The following is a 17,406-nucleotide window of genomic DNA, read 5'->3' as shown; positions in this document are numbered from 1 at the left end:
CAAGTGCGCAAGATTGTTCAAGCCATCGAACGCAACTGCTGGCACAGTCTGGCGTCTTCCCCTGGTTGTAGAGCTTTATGTCGAACTCACTCATGCCGCGCAGTGCCTTTCTTCGCGGCGCTGTAGCGATCATGCCGTTGTCCCTGGCGACCGCGCCCTGGGGCCTGCTGGCCGGGTCCATGGCCATCGAGGCCAATCTCACGCCGCTGCAAGGTCAAGGGTTGTCGAGCATCGTGTTTGCCGGTGCCGCGCAATTGGTCGCCATCGGCATGCTTAAGGGCGGTGCCGGGATCTTTTCGATTTTGCTGACCACGCTGTTACTGACCTCCCAGCATTTGCTGTACGGAATGAGTATGCGTTCGGTGATTTCACCGCTGCCGGGTCGCTGGCGCGTGGGGCTGGGGTTTTTGCTCACTGACGAGCTGTTCGCCCTGACCAGCCAGCATGACAAACAGCAGTTCAATCGCTGGTACGCCCTGGGCGTTGGCCTGACGTTTTACATCGCCTGGAACCTGTTCACGCTGGCCGGCATCGTCCTCGGCAGCAGCATTCCCGGCCTCGAACACCTGGGGCTGGACTTCTCCATCGCTGCGACCTTCATTGCCCTGATCACCCCGGTGGTACGCAACGTTCCGACGGTGGTCTGCGTCGCGGTTTCGCTGTTTTGTTCCGTGTTGTTCAGCTACTGGCAATGGGGCTCGGCGCTGGTGCTGTCGGGGTTGGCGGGCATGACTGCAGGCTTCATCTGCAACAAATTCCATGGGGGGCGCACATGATGGTCTGGGCTGTAATTATCGGGATGGGCGTGCTCGTCTTCCTGAACCGCTACGTATTCCTCGAACCACGACTGCCGCTGCGCTTGAGCAGTAATGCCCGGCAGTTCCTCGGTTTTGCCGTGCCGGGGATGTTGACCGCGATCTGCGGACCGATTGTGTTCATGCCGGACAAACAGCTGAATCTGCAGTGGGACAACCCGTACCTGATCAGTTCGCTGGTGGCAGTGGGATTGGTGCTGTACACCCGCAATACCTTGCTCAGCATGCTTTTGAGCATGGGGTTTTTCTTTTTGCTGCGCTGGTGGCTTTGAGTCGCGCTTCGGAAACTGTTCTACGCTTAAAGGGAATTCCTTCAGGAAGCGAGGCGCGTATGGCCAATGAACCAAAACGTCCTGATCTGGATGAAGATGAGGATGAACCGACTCAAGAAGAGCTTGAGCGACAGAGGCGTTCGACACCGGACTGGAAGCACCCCGACGATGGTAAAGAACTGTCAGATCGTGACCAAGAGCGTCCGCTGAAGCCCTGACGGGTCCGCATCCCCCACCGCTGATCTTCAGTCAAGCAAGCGCCCTCGCCACAAAAGCAGGTGTGTCTGAAGTACTTTGCTTGATTGAACAGTCATTCGCGATCAAGCGGGGCGGGTAAGGCCGTCAGATCGCCTCATTCCAACGTATCTGCGTGATACCCAGTTGTTGAGCGCTCAAACGCGCCGTTTCGGGGGAGGCGTGTGCGGCGATCTTTCCGTCGGATTGCGGAAAGGCATGCGCCGAGGCTGAACGAATTGCGTCAACATCGGAGAACTGTTCAGCCAGTTTGAAAAAGTGCTGACGAACGCCATCGAGCAAATAATGCACGGCATAGGGAACGAGTTCGCTCATGTATTCCTCCTTAAATTCGCCAGGGCTTTGATTCAGGCATCGAACGGGCAATTCGCAAAGTCTGGGGTGCAATCCTTGTGCGGATAAGAGCTGAAAAAAAGAGGCCTCGATGGGCCTCTTCTTCAGAGTGCAACAATGTCCGGTTCGTTCAGTCTTGTGCTGAACTCAGCAGCGCCTCACTTCAAATATCGTCCAGTGACGGAAAATCCGGGTGGGAGGCCCGGTAGCCCAACGTCTTGTCGATCCAGGCATTCAATTCGTTGACCATGACCGGCGGCTTGCCAGAGTAGGCTGCGAGGGTTGAGCGCAGGATGTCGTTGATATTGGGGATGGAACGCAGGTTTCGGGTCTTTATGTATTGCCCGATAAAGCAGTCAAGTTGATAGCGTTCTGTCAGCGACAGGTACACGCACTCCAGACCGCCGACTTGATTAATGACAAGATCTTCGCGCAACTTAGTTCTCTGCAGGCTCGTTGGATTTAGGGATTTCCTTGTTTATTGACTCTTTGGTCAATTAGGTGCTGCCAGGGGAAATGCGGCGCGCATGCTATCTGTAGCACTACTAAATGTATGTACAACAATTCAATTGTCAGACAAGCGGTTAATGCATCGTTTTGCCGCATTCCTTTTAGTGTTTCTTGGATGAAACAGTCCGTGTAACGTTTATGCCGTTCGGCTATTCAGAAACCGGAAATGGATCCAATTCAAGTCAGCTTATTAACCAACATTGCACTCTGGTTCCTGACATTTCCCACTGCCTTATCGACCCTGTACCACTCGAACACTTCACTGACTTCGCCTTGCATGAGCACCATCTGCTCGGCACGCTCTTTAGGCGTAGCCGGGTCCAGCCATTCATGTGCCAGTTGCACAGACAACACCACTGGTCGCCGGTCATGAATGTCGAGCATGCCGCCAGCGCTGTCCGCCGTGATGATGACGAAACCGTCGTCGCCGCGCGGCTCGCTGCCACCGTGAGGGAACTGGCCGATCGCCGCGCAGTAGATCGGCGCCCGATCCCGTCGACGAATCAGCCACGGCTGCCGCGTCGTTTTGCCGGCATCCACCCATTCGAACCAGTTGTCGATCGGCACAATCGCACGGTGCGGCCAGATCGCCCGGAAGAACGGGCCATGAGCGACTTTCTCGACCCGGGCATTGATTGGCGCCGACCGGTCCTTCGCCCAGTGCGGCCGCCATCCCCAGCGCACCGAATCGGCGTGCAACCCGTCAGGCTCAAGGTGCAGGAGGGCGAGTTGAGTGGTGGGCGCAGCGTTGTAGCGGGCCAGCGGTTCATTACCGACATGGTTGATCAGCGCGTCGGGAAGGCTCAGCACCGCGACAAAGTCGTGAATGCCACGGTACTGCGAGAGTCGTCCGCACATCGGTTAATCCTCAGGCTTGAGCTTTTAGTGTAGGAGCACGGGTACCGTCCTTCGCGAGGATGCTGTGGTTGAACGGCCAATTCCTGACGAATGTAGCTCTGGCGATGGTTCCAGGAGTCGTTGGCGCGGTAAGCCACGAGGGTGAGCGCTGGAACCAAACACTGTGTACCCTGATCCAACCTCGGCCTGCAGCGACCTGCGGGCTGACAAGGGATCAATGGGCGAAGGGTTTTTGCCGTTTTAACGTGATGACCATTACGGTATGGCCCAAGGCAAACCATGAAACAGTTGTTCAAGGCTCTCACTACGCTAGCCATTGCTGTCGGGCTCGCTGGCTGCATCGCTTCACCGATCGAGCTGACCCCGCAGACCGAACAGCGTCTGCGCGCGCAGCCACCGATCCGCTTTGTGCTGACCTTCGACGACGGTCCCAGCGCATCAAGTTTCTGGAACCCGAGCATGACGGTGCTCGACAGCCTCGCGCAGAACCCGGTGCAACCGGGGATCAAAGCGGTGTTCTTCGTGCAGACCGGCGCGCCACGGGCCGGCGACAGCGACATCGGGCGCGGGGTCATGCACCGGGAGCAGGCTGAAGGGCATGTGCTGGGTTTCCACACGGCGACCCACTCGCACACCAATCACCGCTCGCTGAGCCCGCAAGAGCTGGAGCAATCATTGAGCAAGGGCAGTGCTGACATTGCCGCAATCACCGGCGCACCGCCCACCCTGGTGCGTCCGCCGTTCTGGAACTACGACACACGTGTGTTCGCCGCCTATCAGCGACATGGCCTGCACCTGTTGCTGACCGACCTGAGCGCCAACGACGGCAAGATCTGGGGCTTCAACGCCAGCCCGCGGCGACGGGCCAACATGTTGCGGCAACTGTCCGAAGTGCGTGAGCGCATTGCACTGGGCGAATTGCCGACGGTGGACGGTGTGATTCCGGTGGTGGTGACCTTCCACGACCTGAATCGCTACACCGCCCGGCATGCCCGCGAATACCTGCAAATCCTCCTCGACAGCGCCCGTGCCACGGGGGTGACGGTGGCGCAGAAGCCGTTTTACGACGACAGGGCGGCGCTGCAACGGGCGGCTTTGGCGCGCACCGTCAGAAGCGGTTCAGAGGCAGTGAAGTTGCCGGGGATCTGGAATTGGTTGTGGGACGGGGATTCTCATTAGAACTTCAGCAAAATGAGAAACAGCTAACACTTAATGTCAGGCCGGCGGGCGCAGATGGGCGAAAATGGATCTATCCTCAGCGGGTCGAATCCGATGAGCCGCCAAGGAGGCGTCAGTCATGGTTTCTATTTCAGTCCTTTGCAACATTGTAGAGTCCGGTTTTAAGCCGCTTTCCTGCGAGTGCACAGTGAATCCCAATGGATTGTTGCGGATCAAAGTGTACGACCGGGCCACCGGGCGCATCGATTTGCTCATTCCCTGTGTAACGCCCGCCAGGCTGACCACCGTTCGCGCGATCTCCGACCTTATTGGCGAATTACGCACCGAACTGCGTGCCGGGCGCCGGGCCTTCGCCGGTTAGCGGGGCAGCAGTTCATCAATCATTTTCAAGCAATGATTCAACCCCGGCGTCACATCGCCCACGCGCCGACTGAGAATGATCGGTGACGTCGCGTTGTCTTCCAGCAACGGGGTGAAACCAATGTCGTCGCGGTGCAGCAACTGCACCGACGCGGGCACCAGTGTGACCCCGATACCGGCCCCTACCAGACCGATTGCTGTTTGCAGTTCGTTGGTCCATTGCGCCACGTGGATGCTCACGCCGTAGGATTCGAACAGCGCAATAACGTGGTCGGCGTAGCTGGGGCGTGGATTGCCGGGGTACAGCACAAAAGGCTCTTTCGCCAGTTGGCGCAGACTGATCGGCCCGGCCAGCAGCGGGTGGCCGGCAGGCAGGGCGGCGACCAGCCGGTCTTCGGTCAATACCGTCTGGATGATCGCCGGGTCGTCGATGCGGATCCGCCCGAAACCGATGTCTATGCGCCCGGCCTTGAGCGCCTGCACCTGTTGCAGCGTGGTCATTTCCGAAAGCCCGAGCTCAAGCTCCAGAGGCTCGCCACTGCGCAAGCGACGAATCAGTTCCGGCAGCACGCCATACAGCGTCGATGGCGCAAAACCGATGCCCAGCCAGGTCTTTTCCCCCAGGCCGATGCGCTTGGTGTTGTCGCAGACCTTGGCCAGCTGTTCGAGCAAGGCGGTGGAGTGTTCATGGAAGAAGCGCCCGGCGTCGGTCAGCTTCAGCGGACGGCCACGCTCGAGCAATAACACCCCGAGTTCATCTTCCAGTTGCTGGATCTGTCGGCTCAACGGGGGCTGGGCAATGTGCAGCAGTTCGGCGGCGCGGGTGAAATTGAGGGTTTGAGCCAACACCTGAAAATACCGCAGGTGACGCAATTCCATGGTGCCTCCAGGCATTGAGCGGCTGAATACCTTTAAGGTATCGATCCAGACCAATTCTATATTGGCCGTCGGCAAAAAGCCGTATGAGAATCCATTTCAGAACTTAAAGAACCTGACGGGTATCGACATGCGTGCAACTGCCATTGAATCGATCGAGACGATCATCGTCGATCTGCCGACCATTCGCCCGCACAAACTGGCCATGCACACCATGCAGAACCAGACTCTGGTGATCATCCGCGTGCGCTGCGCCGATGGCATCGAAGGCATTGGTGAGTCCACCACCATCGGTGGCCTGGCCTATGGCAATGAAAGCCCGGACAGCATCAAGACCAATATCGACAAACACTTCGCGCCACTGCTGATCGGTGAGAACAGCGGCAACATCAATGCGGCGATGTTGCGCCTGGAGCGCAGCATTCGAGGTAACACGTTTGCCAAATCAGGTATCGAAAGCGCCTTGCTCGACGCCCAGGGCAAACGCCTTGGCCTGCCGGTCAGTGAGTTGCTGGGCGGTCGCGTTCGTGATGCGCTGCCGGTGGCCTGGACCCTGGCCAGCGGCGACACCGACAAGGACATCGCCGAAGCGGAAAAAATGCTCGACCTGCGGCGCCACCGGATCTTCAAACTGAAAATCGGTGCCGGAGAAGTCAATCATGACCTGGCCCACGTTATTGCCATCAAGAAAGCCCTGGGCGATCGCGCCAGCGTGCGGGTCGATGTCAATCAGGCCTGGGACGAGGCGGTCGCACTGCGCGCCTGCCGGATACTGGGCAGCAACGGCATCGACTTGATCGAACAGCCGATCTCACGCACCAACCGCGCGGGCATGGTGCGACTGAACGCCATGAGCCCGGCGCCGATCATGGCCGATGAATCGATCGAGTGCGTGGAAGACGCTTTCAATCTGGCACGCGAAGGGGCCGCTTCGGTGTTCGCCCTGAAAATCGCCAAGAACGGCGGGCCACGGGCCGTGCTGCGGACCGCCGCCATCGCCGAAGCTGCCGGTATCGGTCTGTACGGCGGCACTATGCTTGAAGGAGGGGTCGGCACGCTGGCCTCGGCCCATGCCTTTATCACCCTGAATAAACTGGCCTGGGACACCGAGCTGTTCGGCCCGTTGCTGCTGACGGAAGACGTGCTCAGCGAGCCGCTGGTCTATCGCGACTTTGCGCTGCACGTGCCGCAAACACCAGGCCTTGGCCTGAGCCTGGATGAGGAACGCCTGGCGTTTTTCCGGCGCGACAAAACATCCACTTCCGTTCATCAAGCCTGAGGAGAGCATCATGCTATTTCACGTAAAAATGACCGTGAATCTGCCGGTCGACATCAACCCGGATCTCGCCACCCAGCTCAAGTCCGATGAAAAAGCCCTGGCCCAGCGCCTGCAAGAGCAAGGCAAATGGCGGCACCTGTGGCGCATCGCCGGGCACTATGCCAATTACAGCGTTTTCGACGTCGACAGCGTTCAGGAACTGCACGACCTGCTGATGCAATTGCCGCTGTTTCCGTACATGGCGATCGAGGTCGATGCGATGTGCCGGCATCCTTCTTCCATTCGCGAGGATGACCGCTGAACCCAGCCTGTTCAGTTCGCTACGCCCATAATTACAAGATGAGGAACCCCAAAAAATGAACGTCAAGATTTCCCACACTGCCAGTGCCCAGAAGTTTCTCGAAGACGCCAGCGGCTTGCTCAACGACGCTGGCGACCCGCGGGTCAAAGCCTTGGTTTACCGTATTTTGCGTGATTCGGTAAACATCATCGAAGACCTCGCCGTGACCCCGGAAGAGTTCTGGAAAGCGGTCAATTACCTCAACGTGCTGGGCGCGCGCCAGGAGGCCGGTTTGCTGGTGGCCGGCCTCGGCCTGGAACACTACCTGGACTTGCTGATGGACGCCGAAGACGAGCAGGCGGGGAAGGCGGGCGGTACGCCGCGGACCATCGAAGGCCCGTTGTATGTGGCGGGCGCGCCGTTGTCCGAGGCTGAGGCACGACTGGACGATGGCGTTGATCCGGGCGTGGTTCTGTTCATGCAGGGCCAGGTACGCAACACCGCTGGCGAACCTTTGGCCGGCGCAGTGGTGGATGTCTGGCACGCCAACACGGGCGGCACTTATTCCTACTTCGATACCACGCAATCGGAATTCAACCTGCGCCGCCGCATCGTCACCGATGCCGAGGGCCGCTACCGTTTCCGCAGCATCGTGCCGTCGGGCTACGGTTGCCCGCCGGACGGTCCGACCCAGCAATTGCTCGATCAACTGGGCCGTCATGGCCAGCGTCCGGCGCACATTCACTTCTTTATCTCCGCGCCGGACCATCGTCACCTGACCACCCAGATCAACCTCGATGGCGATCAGTACCTGCATGACGATTTTGCCTACGCCACCCGCGACGAGCTGATCGCCCACATCACCTTCAGCGACGACCCGCAGCGCGCGGCAGCCCATGGTGTCAGCGGCCGGTTTGCCGAGATCGACTTCGATTTTACCTTGCAGACCTCCGCGCAACCTGACGAACAGCAGCGCCACGAACGGGTTCGCGCGCTCGAGGATTGATTGCCTCGATCGTCGAATCTTTGTGGGAACGAGCCTGTTTGCGAATGCGGGGTGTCCGTCAACGTTGATGTTGAGACTGATGGCCCTATCGCGAACAGGTTCGCTCCCACATTGACCAAGTTACATCAGGGCGAACGCGGTCAACTGTGGGAGCGAGCCAGCTCGCGATAGGGCCAGAACCTTCCACAGGTCAGCCCACTGACACACCGCTGCAAATATGGCCTTAGAATGACCCGACGCAATCGATAACAACAACGAGAGTAACCCGATGATGCAGGCGCAACTGTTGAGTCCGCGCAGCAGAGTATTCGACCACGCCGACCCTTACGCGGTGTCGGGTTACGTCAATCAGCATGTCGGCAATCATTGCATCCTCATGCCCAGGGCCGGCCGTCCACTGGCCAGCCTCGATCATCGCAAATTCGCCAGCCTTGACCTGTGCCGCATCAGCTACGGCGCCAGCGTGCGGGTGACCTCGGGCGCGCTGGAAACGATCTATCACCTGCAAGTGCTACTGCGCGGCAACTGCCTGTGGCGCGGTCACGGTCAGGAGCATTACTTTGCGCCGGGTGAATTGCTGCTGATCAACCCCGACGACCCGGTGGACTTGACGTACTCCGACGATTGCGAAAAATTCATCCTCAAAGTACCTACCCGGCTGTTCGAGTCGGTGTGTGAGGAGCAGCGCTGGCGCTATCCGGGGCAGGGCGTGCGGTTTCTGGAGAATCGTTATCAGCTTGATGAGCTGGAAGGCTTTGTCGGCCTGCTGGCGATGATTTGCCAGGAAGCAGAGGCCATCCAGCAGATTCCCCGGGTTCAGGAACACTACGCGCAGATCATCGTCAGCAAGATGCTCAGCCTGATGAAAACCAACGTCATCCGCAGCAGCCTTGGCTCGCCGGCGACGACGTTCGAGGGGATTGCCGATTACATCGCGCGCAACCTCAAGCAGGACATCGACAGTGAAGAACTGGCGCGTCAGGCGCGGATGAGCCTGCGTTCGCTGTATGGTTTGTTCGAACGCAACGCCGGGACTTCGCCGCAAAACTACATTCGGCAGAAGAAACTCGAACGCATCAACCAGTGCCTGAGCGACCCGACCTGCAACGTGCGAAACGTCACGGAAGTGGCTATGGATTACGGCTTCCTGCACCTGGGGCGGTTCTCCGACAACTACCGCAAACAGTTCGGCGAGTTACCGTCCGACACCCTCAAGCGCCGGCACTGACCCCAGGCGACATGCAACTTGTGGCGAGGGAGCTTGCTCCCGCCGGGCTGCGAAACAGCCCCAAAACCTGCGACCGCGATTATTCTGCAAAACCGGGGGGCACAGGTTTGCGACTGCTGCGCAGTGGAGCGGGAGCAAGCTCCCTCGCCACAGGTTCCTGTCGGTCCTGATGGGTGGGCATCAATGATTCACCGCACGTTGCAGTAAACGGATACAGGTCTGCACCCATCGGATAGTCCCGCGCATCCCCCCGTCCTAGCATGGCCCTGCCTGAATAAAAACAATGGAGGCGGCGGCCATGTCCCTGCGACCCGAATACCTTCACTCCCTGCTTGAAGATGACAAAGAACAGGGTATCTACCGCTGCAAGCGCGAGATGTTCACTGATCCACGGCTGTTCGACCTGGAGATGAAACACATCTTCGAAGGCAACTGGCTGTACCTGGCGCACGAAAGCCAGATCCCCAACATCAACGATTTCTACACCACCACCATGGGGCGCCAGTCGATCTTCATCGCGCGCAACAAGGAAGGTGTGCTCAACGCCTTCATCAACGCCTGCAGCCATCGCGGCGCGACGCTGTGCCGGCACAAGACCGGCAACAAGAGCTCCTACACCTGCCCATTCCACGGCTGGACCTTCAACAACTCCGGCAAACTGCTCAAGGTCAAAGACCCGGCGGCTGCGGGTTACCCGGCGAGCTTCAACTGCGAAGGCTCCCACGACCTGACCAAAGTCGCGAGATTCGAGTCGTACCGCGGCTTCCTGTTCGGCAGCCTCAACGCCGATGTGGTGCCGCTGGTCGAGCACCTGGGCGAGTCGGCAAAGATCATCGACATGATCGTCGACCAGTCCGCCGATGGCCTCGAAGTGCTGCGCGGTTCCTCAAGTTATATCTATGAAGGCAACTGGAAACTCACCGCCGAAAACGGCGCCGATGGCTACCACGTCAGCTCCGTGCACTGGAACTACGCCGCTACCCAGAACCAGCGCAAACAGCGTGAAGCCGGTGACAGCAATCCGACCATGAGCGCCGGGACCTGGGCCAAGCAGGGCGGGGGTTTCTACTCGTTCGACAAGGGCCACATGCTGCTCTGGACCCGCTGGTCCAACCCCGAGGATCGCCCGCTCTACGAACGCCGCGACAAGCTGTCCCGGGACTTCGGCCAGGCCCGTGCCGACTGGATGATCGAGAATTCGCGCAACCTGTGCCTGTACCCGAACGTCTACCTGATGGACCAGTTCAGCTCGCAGATCCGCATCGCCCGCCCGATCTCGGTCGACCGCACGGAAATCACCATCTATTGCATCGCCCCCAAAGGCGAAAGCGACCACGCCCGTTCGAGCCGGATTCGTCAGTACGAGGATTTCTTCAACGTCAGCGGCATGGCCACCCCGGATGATCTGGAAGAGTTTCGCTCGTGCCAGACCAGCTATCAGGGCAGCGTCACGACGTGGAATGACATGTCCCGCGGTGCCGAACACTGGGTCGAGGGCGCCGATGAGGCGGCCAGGGAAATCGACCTGCATCCCTTGCTCAGCGGCGTGCGCACCGAAGACGAAGGCCTGTTCGTGCTGCAACACAAATACTGGCAGCAAACCATGCTCAAGGCTCTGGCTGCCGAACAGCCCGAATTGATTGCTGTGGAGGCCGTGCAATGACCCTCACTTATGATGCAGTGCGCGATTTCCTCTACCGCGAAGCACGCTACCTCGACGACAAGCAATGGGACGACTGGCTGGAGATGTACGCCGCCGATGCCTCGTTCTGGATGCCTTCCTGGGACGACAACGACGAGTTGACCGAAGACCCGCAGCGGGAAATCTCGCTGATCTGGTACGGCAACCGCACCGGCCTGGAAGACCGCATCTTCCGCATCAAGACCGAGCGCTCCAGCGCCAGTGTTCCGGACACCCGCACATCGCACAACATCAGCAACATCGAACTGCTTGAGCAGGCCGACGGCCTGTGCAAGGTGCGCTTCAACTGGCACACCCTGAGCTTTCGCTACAAGACCGTCGACAGCTATTTCGGCAGCAGTTTCTACACCCTTGATGTGCGCGGTGAAAACCTGCTGATCAAGGCCAAGAAAGTGATCCTGAAGAACGATTACGTTCGCCAGGTCATCGATGTTTACCACCTCTGAGGCGGCCGTCATGACTCATTCCATTGCATTCAATTTCGAAGACGGCGTCACCCGGTTCATCGACGCCAACGTGGGCGAAACCGTGGCCGATGCCGCGTACCGTCAAGGCATCAATATTCCGCTCGATTGCCGCGACGGCGCGTGCGGCACCTGCAAGTGTTTCGCCGAGGCCGGTCGTTATGACTTGGGCGAGGAATACATCGAAGACGCGCTCAGCGCCGATGAAGCGCAGCAGGGTTTTGTCCTGACCTGCCAGATGCGCGCCCAGAGCGATTGCGTGGTGCGCGTGCCGACTTCATCGCAGGTTTGCCGTACCCATCAGGCCAGTTACGACGCCACCATCAGCGCCGTGCGGCAGTTGTCCGACAGCACCATCGCGCTGTCGATCAAGGGCGAAGCGCTGAGCAAACTGGCGTTTCTGCCGGGTCAGTATGTGAACCTGGGAGTTCCCGGCAGCGAGCAGACCCGCGCTTACTCCTTCAGCTCGTTGCAGCGTGACGGCGAAGTGAGTTTCCTGATCCGCAACGTGCCCGGCGGCTTGATGAGCAGCTTCCTCACCGGCATGGCCAAGGCCGGCGATAGCATGTGTCTGGCCGGGCCGTTGGGCAGCTTTTATCTGCGCGACATTCGCCGGCCGTTGTTGCTGCTGGCGGGTGGAACCGGTCTGGCGCCGTTCACCGCGATGCTGGAGAAAATAGCCGAGCAGGGCAGCGAGCATCCGCTGCATCTGATCTATGGCGTGACCAACGATTTTGACTTGGTGGAAATGGACCGGCTCGAAGCGTTTGCCGCGCGCATCCCGAATTTCAGCTTCAGTGCCTGCGTCGCCAACCCCGACAGCCAGCATCCGCTCAAAGGCTACGTGACCCAGCATATCGAGCCACGACATTTGAACGAGGGCGACGTCGACATCTACCTGTGCGGCCCGCCGCCGATGGTCGAAGCGGTCAGTCAATTCATTCGCGAGCAAGGCGTCGCGCCTGCGAACTTCTATTACGAGAAATTCGCTGCCAGCGCGGCTTGAGTCCAGCCGTAGCGTGATCACTGATTCCACAGGTCAGTGTTTTGTCTGGGACGTTTTCACTGCATGGCATCCTTCGTCACGAGGTCCACATGAACAGATTTCACGAAAAAGTCGCGCTGATCACCGGCGCGGCGCAAGGCATTGGTCGGCGGGTGGCGGAGCGCATGGCCGCTGAGGGTGCGCGATTGATTCTGGTTGATCGCTCGGACCTGGTGTTCGAGGTGCAGCAACAATTGGGGCAGGGCAGCCAGGTGCTTGCCCTGACCGCCGACCTTGAGCAATACAGCGAATGCAGCCGCGTGATGCGCACCGCCGTCGAGCGCTTTGGGCGTCTGGATGTGCTGGTCAACAACGTAGGCGGCACGATCTGGGCGAAGCCTTTCGAACACTACGAAGAGCAGCAGATCGAAGCCGAAGTCCGTCGTTCGTTGTTTCCGACCTTGTGGTGCTGCCATGCCGCGCTGCCGTTCATGCTTGAACAGGGCAGCGGCGCGATCGTCAATGTTTCATCCATCGCTACCCGCAGCATCAATCGTGTGCCGTATGGCGCGGCGAAGGGCGGTGTCAATGCGCTGACTGCTTGCCTGGCGTTTGAAACCGCCGGTCGCGGAGTCCGGGTCAATGCCACCGCGCCCGGCGGCACCGAAGCACCGCCGCGGGTCATCCCGCGAAACAGCGCAGAGCAGAGCGCCGAAGAGAAAGTCTGGTATCAGCAACTTGTCGGCCAGACGCTCGACAGCAGTTTGATGAAGCGCTACGGCACGCTGGATGAGCAGGCTGGCGCTATTCTGTTTCTGGCCAGCGACGAGGCTTCGTACATCACCGGCATGGTCATGCCGGTGGGCGGCGGCGATCAGGGCTGAGGCGGCTGCGCAAACTTACAAGCGACGCTGGAAGGCTTTGACGATCTTGAGCGTGGCGTCGCTTGTGTTCAGATTCTGGACTGAGTCCAGCGGAAACCACATGCAATCGAAGATTTCATTTTGGGGCCGGGCTTCGTCCGAGTTTAGGACCGACGCCTCGAACACATGGTGGCGGGTGCTGCTCGTTTCCAGTTCCATCAAGTACAACAAGCCGTCGACTCCAAGCCCGGTTTCTTCCTGGAGTTCGCGCATGGCGGCGCACGCAGTGGTTTCGCCGCGCTCGACTTTTCCTCCGGGCAAGGTCCAGCGACACCTGGGTTTGCGCACCAGGAGAACATGCCGATCCTGCTCGCAAATGACTGTTGCCCGTACTTTCATGTGTTACTAAACCGCCGCTTGTCATAAAACAGTCATGAAAATGCAATATTCAGGCCCATGCCTCTGTTTCAAAGGGTTGGAGTGAGGGAAGCGGTAGAAAGTGCAAAGGAATGTCGAAAACCTGACACGACGTCTGGTCGGCACTTGGGCAAAGGGCGGGTGTAAGGTAGCCAAGTCAATCGTGGCTTATCACTGCCGAAAAGGAGGTGACTATGAGCGTTCCGATGCTGAATAAAATGCACATGAACGGTTATGACGTACTCAGCGTAAACAACGGCCCCTGGCGGGTGTGCACCAAAGGCGACCGTCTCGGGGCTTTTGGCAGCAAAGAGGAGGCACTGGCGTTTGCGGCAGCGCTTCCTGCCTACAGAGCAAGAGCGGTTCGATCGACGCCAAGCCAGAAATCAGAATGAGCGCAAGTTTGAAGCCCTGGGATGCCGGGGCTTTTTTTGTCTTGAAATCAGGAGTTGGAAGATTTTAAACGTGACATTTGGATGATAGGGTGGCCGCTTTTAATTCAAGGAAGAAAGCATGTTGAAAGGTCGCTTCACTGCTCTGGCATTGTTATCTGCTGTTTACCTTGCTGGTGTTGGTCAGGTTCTAGCCCAGACGCAAGGCGAAATCCACACCAATCAAAAGGTCTGCGATGTTTTTCGTACATTGGCCGGATCGATCATGCAGTCTCGGCAAAATAACGAAACGAAAGAAAGCCTGCTGGCCGTGAAGTCGGGTAATCCTGATCATGACAAGTTGGGTGCCATGTTGATCAACGAAGCGTACAACCAGCCCGTCCTCGATTCTCCAGAACTCAAAAGCCAAGCCATTAACAGGTTCGCGGATAAATGGCGGGACACTTGTAATAAACCCGCTTCCAGCTAGCTTGCCACCCCATGTTGGCTAGTAACCATGCTTGGCGACCAGCGGCTGGTCCCGATAAACGTATGAATCAATGCTGCAGCCACCCGTCGCTGCCAGCATGACATCTAGCGCGAATAGAGGCGTGTTCATGACAACGCTCCCGTTATTGGGCTTTCGCCCGGCTGATGATTTTGGCTTTCACTTCATCGGCATAGCCCATCAGTCGCTGTTCATCACCCTGAAATAACTCGCACAGCCTTTTAGTTGCTTGCGCATCGACATCATTGCCGGCCAGGCGTAGCTGCTCTGCGATGCGCAAGAGCTCCACTGCCGACCACCTCAGGTCCGACGCAACTCCTTGCAGATCACGCCGAAGTTCGTTTTCATTTTCGTTGAGCCACATGATGACCTCCTGCTGATACCCCGCTACAAAAGAGTAGTCCCAATTAACGGGCGGGGCGTTTGCTCGCCTGCTGCTCAGGGGATGGAAGGTGCGCCGCTTGTCGGGAGAGTGAGCGCGAACGAACCCGCGTGATGTCGTACTGAAGTGGCGAATGTTCGCTAGGGCGAGGCAACTTCAAATGACCAGCACCGATGATTTCAGATTCCATGCGCATGAGCTGATGGTTGACCTGGACGCAGCAACTGCGGAGATGATGAAGCTGATTTCGGCCCATCAGTTAAGTGGGCCGGAGTGGGAGCGGGTCACTCAATGGCAGCATGAAGCGTATGAGCGATGGATGACGTATTTGAACAAACGGTCTTATCCCGATCACAACGTAACGCCCTGAGGGCTGATTCTATAGATGGATGTCTGGTTCGCTACGCGCTACATTTCCCGTTTTTCAGGATAAGGAAGCGTCATGCGGATGTTGATTGGGGGAATAGCGATGGCGATGCTGGCGGGTTGTTCATTGCCGGCATCCCTGGTTCCAGGTGAGCCTAACGTCAGCAAGTACAGTAACAAGGCTCCCAAAGAATACGCCGCGTGTCTTTTGCCACTATGGCAGCAGGAAGTCCCCAAGACGACTCAGACCGGTATTTCCAATGGCTACCGGATCAACGCGCCCAGCATTATTACGGCTGACGAGATTCTGGACATCGTGAAATACAAGGACGGCAGTCGAGTCTCGCTGTATCAGGGCCCGCCATGGGCCAAGTCGGGCGCGATGCGCAAGGCCGTTCGTAGCTGCTTGTAAGACTCAATGCATGTGAGTTTCGGTTGTAAGCGCCGTATGTCGGAACTGAGGAACGGTCATTCGCTGGATAACATCCAAGTGAAAACTGTCCCTGGGAGTTTGGCGATGAATGATGATCAAAAGAAGCAAGCCCTGGCGGCCTGGTACAAGCTTCTGAAAGAACCGGAAATTCACATGGATGTTGAGGAACAGTACGACGAGTTGCTCAAGGCCGCCGACGAGATGGAACGTACCGGGCTGATCAGCGGCGTGGAATGGCGCAAGTTGGTGAAAGAGGCGAGCACTGCATTTGCAACGGCAACAGAGGGCGTGGACGGCGGCACCTCTGCGGCCGCACACGGTCATTTACGGTAACTCCTCCCAACTCACCTGCCTCAAGCCATTTTCCTGTGCATGGCTTCGTAGCGCATCAAAGTCTTGCTGATCGTGATTGTCCCCATACGAAAGCCCGATCCCCGAATGCAGGCAGGCGTAGTACCAAGCGTCTGCCTCAGACATATGGGAGTCGGGTTGAATAAAAATATGCCGAGTCTTGTTGAAGCCATACGTGATTTGAAAATATCGAGGGCGGTTCATCCGAATCTCCAGGTGCTGCCACTACGACATTAATGGCGTAGTGCCAGTTCCTTCTCTTTTTCGGACTTTTGTCTGCTTCAATAAATGAGCATTGTTTTGCCCTCATTCAGTCTTGCGCGTGCTCAGGGCACGTTGACGCGGGGGGAGCGCTCAGACAGCGTGCATTGAAGACATTCGTTATTGAGCTGCAAACATTCTTCCTCGGCTTCTGTCCGTGTCGGATAGGTTGTGGGCAGCCTGCGCTTTTCTTCATTGTCATAGAGGTTGAACCCTATGGGGGCGGTTTTGCAGTAGAAGCGCGTTCCGTTGCGCGTTGACCCCGTTTCCGTGGGAATGGCGGGAACCACAACGAATCTTGGAATCATCCTCGCGTACTCCTTCTGAATTCACCTTAATGGATAGCGGCTACTAGCCACTACCGCAAGGGAGCATTTGAAGTATCCGATGAAGAGGCCGGTTTGCTGAGCGGTTGCTGGCAGGGAAGTCATCAGGAACTGGAGCGACGGCGATCGACGCCAGACGGGTTGCCGGTGTTTATCAGCCTTCGCTCTGTCAGGATGTTATGAAGTGCCTGGCGGGCGTCAGCGTCCAGCTGGTGCTCTCTTTCCTTGAGTTCAAGGAGGATGGGTGTGGACCAGGTGCGATAGGTTTTCTCGGTTTTGTGAATAGACGTCATTTATCCTCCTTGATCACGCGCCCGCTGGGGTATCAGGGTCACTCGATTCGGTAGAAACCCTAGTCGAGGAAACGGCTCTGCGCCAGTGAATCGCACTGCAATGGTGCGTCTGTTGGCGCATGACAGATCAAATGGGTCTCTGAGATCTCGATTGCCGCTCGCTTGATGAAGAAAAGCAGAATTTTTGGAAGAGGGGGTTGACCACGTATTTCAATGCTGTACTATTCGCCTCCCGCTAACGAGCATATCGATGTTTGTTCCAGCGTAAGTAGTTGATTTGGCTAGTAAAATCAGAAACTTTTTAGGTTGCAATTTGAAAAGGGTGCTGTAGAATGCGCACCTCGGTTGAGACGAAAGATCTTAACCAACCGCTCTTTAACAACTGAATCAAGCAATTCGTGTGGGTGCTTGTGGAGTCAGACTGATAGTCAAC

At 57.9% G+C, this 17,406-nt stretch carries 26 protein-coding genes; 18 read left to right on the top strand and 8 right to left on the bottom strand.

Going from position 1 to position 17,406, the window contains the following annotated elements; translation table 11 throughout:
* Positions 1–77: 77 nt before the first annotated feature.
* Genes FHL16_RS22065 through FHL16_RS34090 form a run of 3 tightly spaced genes read left to right on the top strand, consistent with a single transcriptional unit; the run spans position 78 to position 1,305 of the window.
* Complete coding sequence (locus tag FHL16_RS22065) at positions 78–776, top strand: AzlC family ABC transporter permease (protein WP_042932778.1); 699 nt, start codon at positions 78–80, stop codon at positions 774–776.
* On the top strand, positions 776–1,087 hold the full coding sequence (locus FHL16_RS22060) for an AzlD domain-containing protein (RefSeq protein WP_010455066.1): 312 nt from the start codon (positions 776–778) through the stop codon (positions 1,085–1,087). Before FHL16_RS22065 ends, FHL16_RS22060 begins: the two co-directional genes overlap by 1 nt.
* Before the next feature lie 59 nt (positions 1,088–1,146).
* Positions 1,147–1,305 (top strand): hypothetical protein, encoded by a 159-nt coding sequence (locus FHL16_RS34090; protein WP_167362281.1) that lies wholly within the window; start codon positions 1,147–1,149, stop codon positions 1,303–1,305.
* 124 nt (positions 1,306–1,429) lie between these two features.
* On the opposite strand, the gene FHL16_RS22055 is transcribed toward FHL16_RS34090, so the two are convergent.
* From FHL16_RS22055 to FHL16_RS22045, 3 genes are all read right to left on the bottom strand, one after another.
* The gene (locus FHL16_RS22055) at positions 1,430–1,657 is read right to left on the bottom strand and encodes a DUF6555 family protein (protein WP_077749272.1); all 228 of its coding nucleotides are present in this window, start codon (positions 1,655–1,657) and stop codon (positions 1,430–1,432) included.
* Positions 1,658–1,838: 181 nt separating this feature from the next.
* A complete protein-coding gene (locus FHL16_RS22050; protein ID WP_077749271.1) occupies positions 1,839–2,111 on the bottom strand; it encodes a hypothetical protein in 273 nt (90 codons plus the stop codon).
* 251 nt (positions 2,112–2,362) lie between these two features.
* Positions 2,363–3,043, bottom strand: coding sequence for an SOS response-associated peptidase (locus FHL16_RS22045; protein WP_077749270.1), 681 nt, complete (start codon positions 3,041–3,043; stop codon positions 2,363–2,365).
* A 279-nt stretch (positions 3,044–3,322) separates the two neighbouring features.
* Between FHL16_RS22045 and FHL16_RS22040 the strand changes: the two genes are divergently transcribed.
* A complete protein-coding gene (locus FHL16_RS22040) occupies positions 3,323–4,222 on the top strand; it encodes a polysaccharide deacetylase family protein (RefSeq protein WP_010455058.1) in 900 nt (299 codons plus the stop codon).
* A 118-nt stretch (positions 4,223–4,340) separates the two neighbouring features.
* Positions 4,341–4,583 carry a DUF1652 domain-containing protein gene (locus tag FHL16_RS22035; protein ID WP_010455056.1) on the top strand — a complete coding sequence of 81 codons (243 nt, stop codon included), beginning with the start codon at positions 4,341–4,343 and terminating at the stop codon, positions 4,581–4,583.
* On the opposite strand, the gene FHL16_RS22030 is transcribed toward FHL16_RS22035, so the two are convergent.
* Complete coding sequence (locus FHL16_RS22030) at positions 4,580–5,461, bottom strand: LysR family transcriptional regulator (protein WP_077749269.1); 882 nt, start codon at positions 5,459–5,461, stop codon at positions 4,580–4,582. The two genes, FHL16_RS22035 and FHL16_RS22030, sit on opposite strands and share 4 nt — an antisense overlap.
* A gap of 127 nt (positions 5,462–5,588) precedes the next feature.
* Here FHL16_RS22030 and FHL16_RS22025 point away from each other — a divergent pair, with 127 nt between their 5' ends.
* The 8 genes from FHL16_RS22025 (at position 5,589) to FHL16_RS21990 (ending at position 13,286) form a co-directional block, all read left to right on the top strand.
* Positions 5,589–6,737, top strand: a complete 1,149-nt coding sequence (locus FHL16_RS22025) for a muconate cycloisomerase family protein (RefSeq protein WP_177346248.1) — start codon at positions 5,589–5,591, stop codon at positions 6,735–6,737.
* A 10-nt stretch (positions 6,738–6,747) separates the two neighbouring features.
* Positions 6,748–7,038: a muconolactone Delta-isomerase gene (gene catC, locus FHL16_RS22020; protein WP_010455050.1), complete on the top strand. Its 291-nt coding sequence runs from the start codon at positions 6,748–6,750 to the stop codon at positions 7,036–7,038.
* 55 nt (positions 7,039–7,093) lie between these two features.
* Entirely contained in the window at positions 7,094–8,023 is a 930-nt protein-coding gene (gene catA, locus FHL16_RS22015) for a catechol 1,2-dioxygenase (protein ID WP_077749268.1), read from the top strand.
* A 268-nt stretch (positions 8,024–8,291) separates the two neighbouring features.
* The gene (locus FHL16_RS22010; protein ID WP_077749267.1) at positions 8,292–9,251 is read left to right on the top strand and encodes an AraC family transcriptional regulator; all 960 of its coding nucleotides are present in this window, start codon (positions 8,292–8,294) and stop codon (positions 9,249–9,251) included.
* A 298-nt stretch (positions 9,252–9,549) separates the two neighbouring features.
* Positions 9,550–10,914: a benzoate 1,2-dioxygenase large subunit gene (benA, locus tag FHL16_RS22005; protein ID WP_077749266.1), complete on the top strand. Its 1,365-nt coding sequence runs from the start codon at positions 9,550–9,552 to the stop codon at positions 10,912–10,914.
* Positions 10,911–11,399: a benzoate 1,2-dioxygenase small subunit gene (gene benB, locus FHL16_RS22000; RefSeq protein WP_077749265.1), complete on the top strand. Its 489-nt coding sequence runs from the start codon at positions 10,911–10,913 to the stop codon at positions 11,397–11,399. The genes benA and benB overlap by 4 nt, the downstream gene beginning before the upstream one ends.
* 10 nt (positions 11,400–11,409) lie before the next feature.
* Entirely contained in the window at positions 11,410–12,423 is a 1,014-nt protein-coding gene (gene benC / locus FHL16_RS21995; RefSeq protein ID WP_077749264.1) for a benzoate 1,2-dioxygenase electron transfer component BenC, read from the top strand.
* An 89-nt stretch (positions 12,424–12,512) separates the two neighbouring features.
* Positions 12,513–13,286, top strand: coding sequence for a 1,6-dihydroxycyclohexa-2,4-diene-1-carboxylate dehydrogenase (locus tag FHL16_RS21990; RefSeq protein ID WP_010455044.1), 774 nt, complete (start codon positions 12,513–12,515; stop codon positions 13,284–13,286).
* Positions 13,287–13,301: 15 nt separating this feature from the next.
* On the opposite strand, the gene FHL16_RS21985 is transcribed toward FHL16_RS21990, so the two are convergent.
* The gene (locus FHL16_RS21985) at positions 13,302–13,664 is read right to left on the bottom strand and encodes an NUDIX hydrolase (RefSeq protein ID WP_077749263.1); all 363 of its coding nucleotides are present in this window, start codon (positions 13,662–13,664) and stop codon (positions 13,302–13,304) included.
* 212 nt (positions 13,665–13,876) lie between these two features.
* Here FHL16_RS21985 and FHL16_RS21980 point away from each other — a divergent pair, with 212 nt between their 5' ends.
* Together FHL16_RS21980 and FHL16_RS21975 are read left to right on the top strand one after the other, a co-directional pair.
* The gene (locus FHL16_RS21980; protein ID WP_010455040.1) at positions 13,877–14,077 is read left to right on the top strand and encodes a hypothetical protein; all 201 of its coding nucleotides are present in this window, start codon (positions 13,877–13,879) and stop codon (positions 14,075–14,077) included.
* Positions 14,078–14,195: 118 nt separating this feature from the next.
* A complete protein-coding gene (locus FHL16_RS21975) occupies positions 14,196–14,543 on the top strand; it encodes a hypothetical protein (RefSeq protein ID WP_077749262.1) in 348 nt (115 codons plus the stop codon).
* Between the two features lie 142 nt (positions 14,544–14,685).
* On the opposite strand, the gene FHL16_RS21970 is transcribed toward FHL16_RS21975, so the two are convergent.
* Positions 14,686–14,925, bottom strand: coding sequence for a hypothetical protein (locus FHL16_RS21970; RefSeq protein ID WP_077749261.1), 240 nt, complete (start codon positions 14,923–14,925; stop codon positions 14,686–14,688).
* Between the two features lie 178 nt (positions 14,926–15,103).
* On the opposite strand from FHL16_RS21970, the gene FHL16_RS21965 reads away from it, so the two are divergent.
* The 3 genes from FHL16_RS21965 (at position 15,104) to FHL16_RS21955 (ending at position 16,075) form a co-directional block, all read left to right on the top strand.
* Complete coding sequence (locus FHL16_RS21965; protein WP_042933086.1) at positions 15,104–15,313, top strand: hypothetical protein; 210 nt, start codon at positions 15,104–15,106, stop codon at positions 15,311–15,313.
* A gap of 72 nt (positions 15,314–15,385) precedes the next feature.
* Positions 15,386–15,721 (top strand): hypothetical protein, encoded by a 336-nt coding sequence (locus tag FHL16_RS21960; RefSeq protein WP_042932783.1) that lies wholly within the window; start codon positions 15,386–15,388, stop codon positions 15,719–15,721.
* Between the two features lie 105 nt (positions 15,722–15,826).
* Positions 15,827–16,075, top strand: a complete 249-nt coding sequence (locus tag FHL16_RS21955) for a hypothetical protein (RefSeq protein WP_010455032.1) — start codon at positions 15,827–15,829, stop codon at positions 16,073–16,075.
* On the opposite strand, the gene FHL16_RS34815 is transcribed toward FHL16_RS21955, so the two are convergent.
* Together FHL16_RS34815 and FHL16_RS21940 are read right to left on the bottom strand one after the other, a co-directional pair.
* A complete protein-coding gene (locus FHL16_RS34815) occupies positions 16,067–16,297 on the bottom strand; it encodes a DUF6555 family protein (protein ID WP_077749260.1) in 231 nt (76 codons plus the stop codon). The two genes, FHL16_RS21955 and FHL16_RS34815, sit on opposite strands and share 9 nt — an antisense overlap.
* A 487-nt stretch (positions 16,298–16,784) precedes the next feature.
* Positions 16,785–16,973 carry a hypothetical protein gene (locus tag FHL16_RS21940; protein WP_010455030.1) on the bottom strand — a complete coding sequence of 63 codons (189 nt, stop codon included), beginning with the start codon at positions 16,971–16,973 and terminating at the stop codon, positions 16,785–16,787.
* Positions 16,974–17,406 lie beyond the last annotated feature (433 nt).

This window comes from Pseudomonas sp. FSL W5-0299, from assembly GCF_005930655.1.
In the GTDB taxonomy this organism is placed as follows: Bacteria; Pseudomonadota; Gammaproteobacteria; order Pseudomonadales; family Pseudomonadaceae; genus Aquipseudomonas; species Aquipseudomonas mandelii.
Note: the sequence above shows the minus strand (reverse complement) of the source record. Positions and strands in the feature narration are given on the sequence as shown.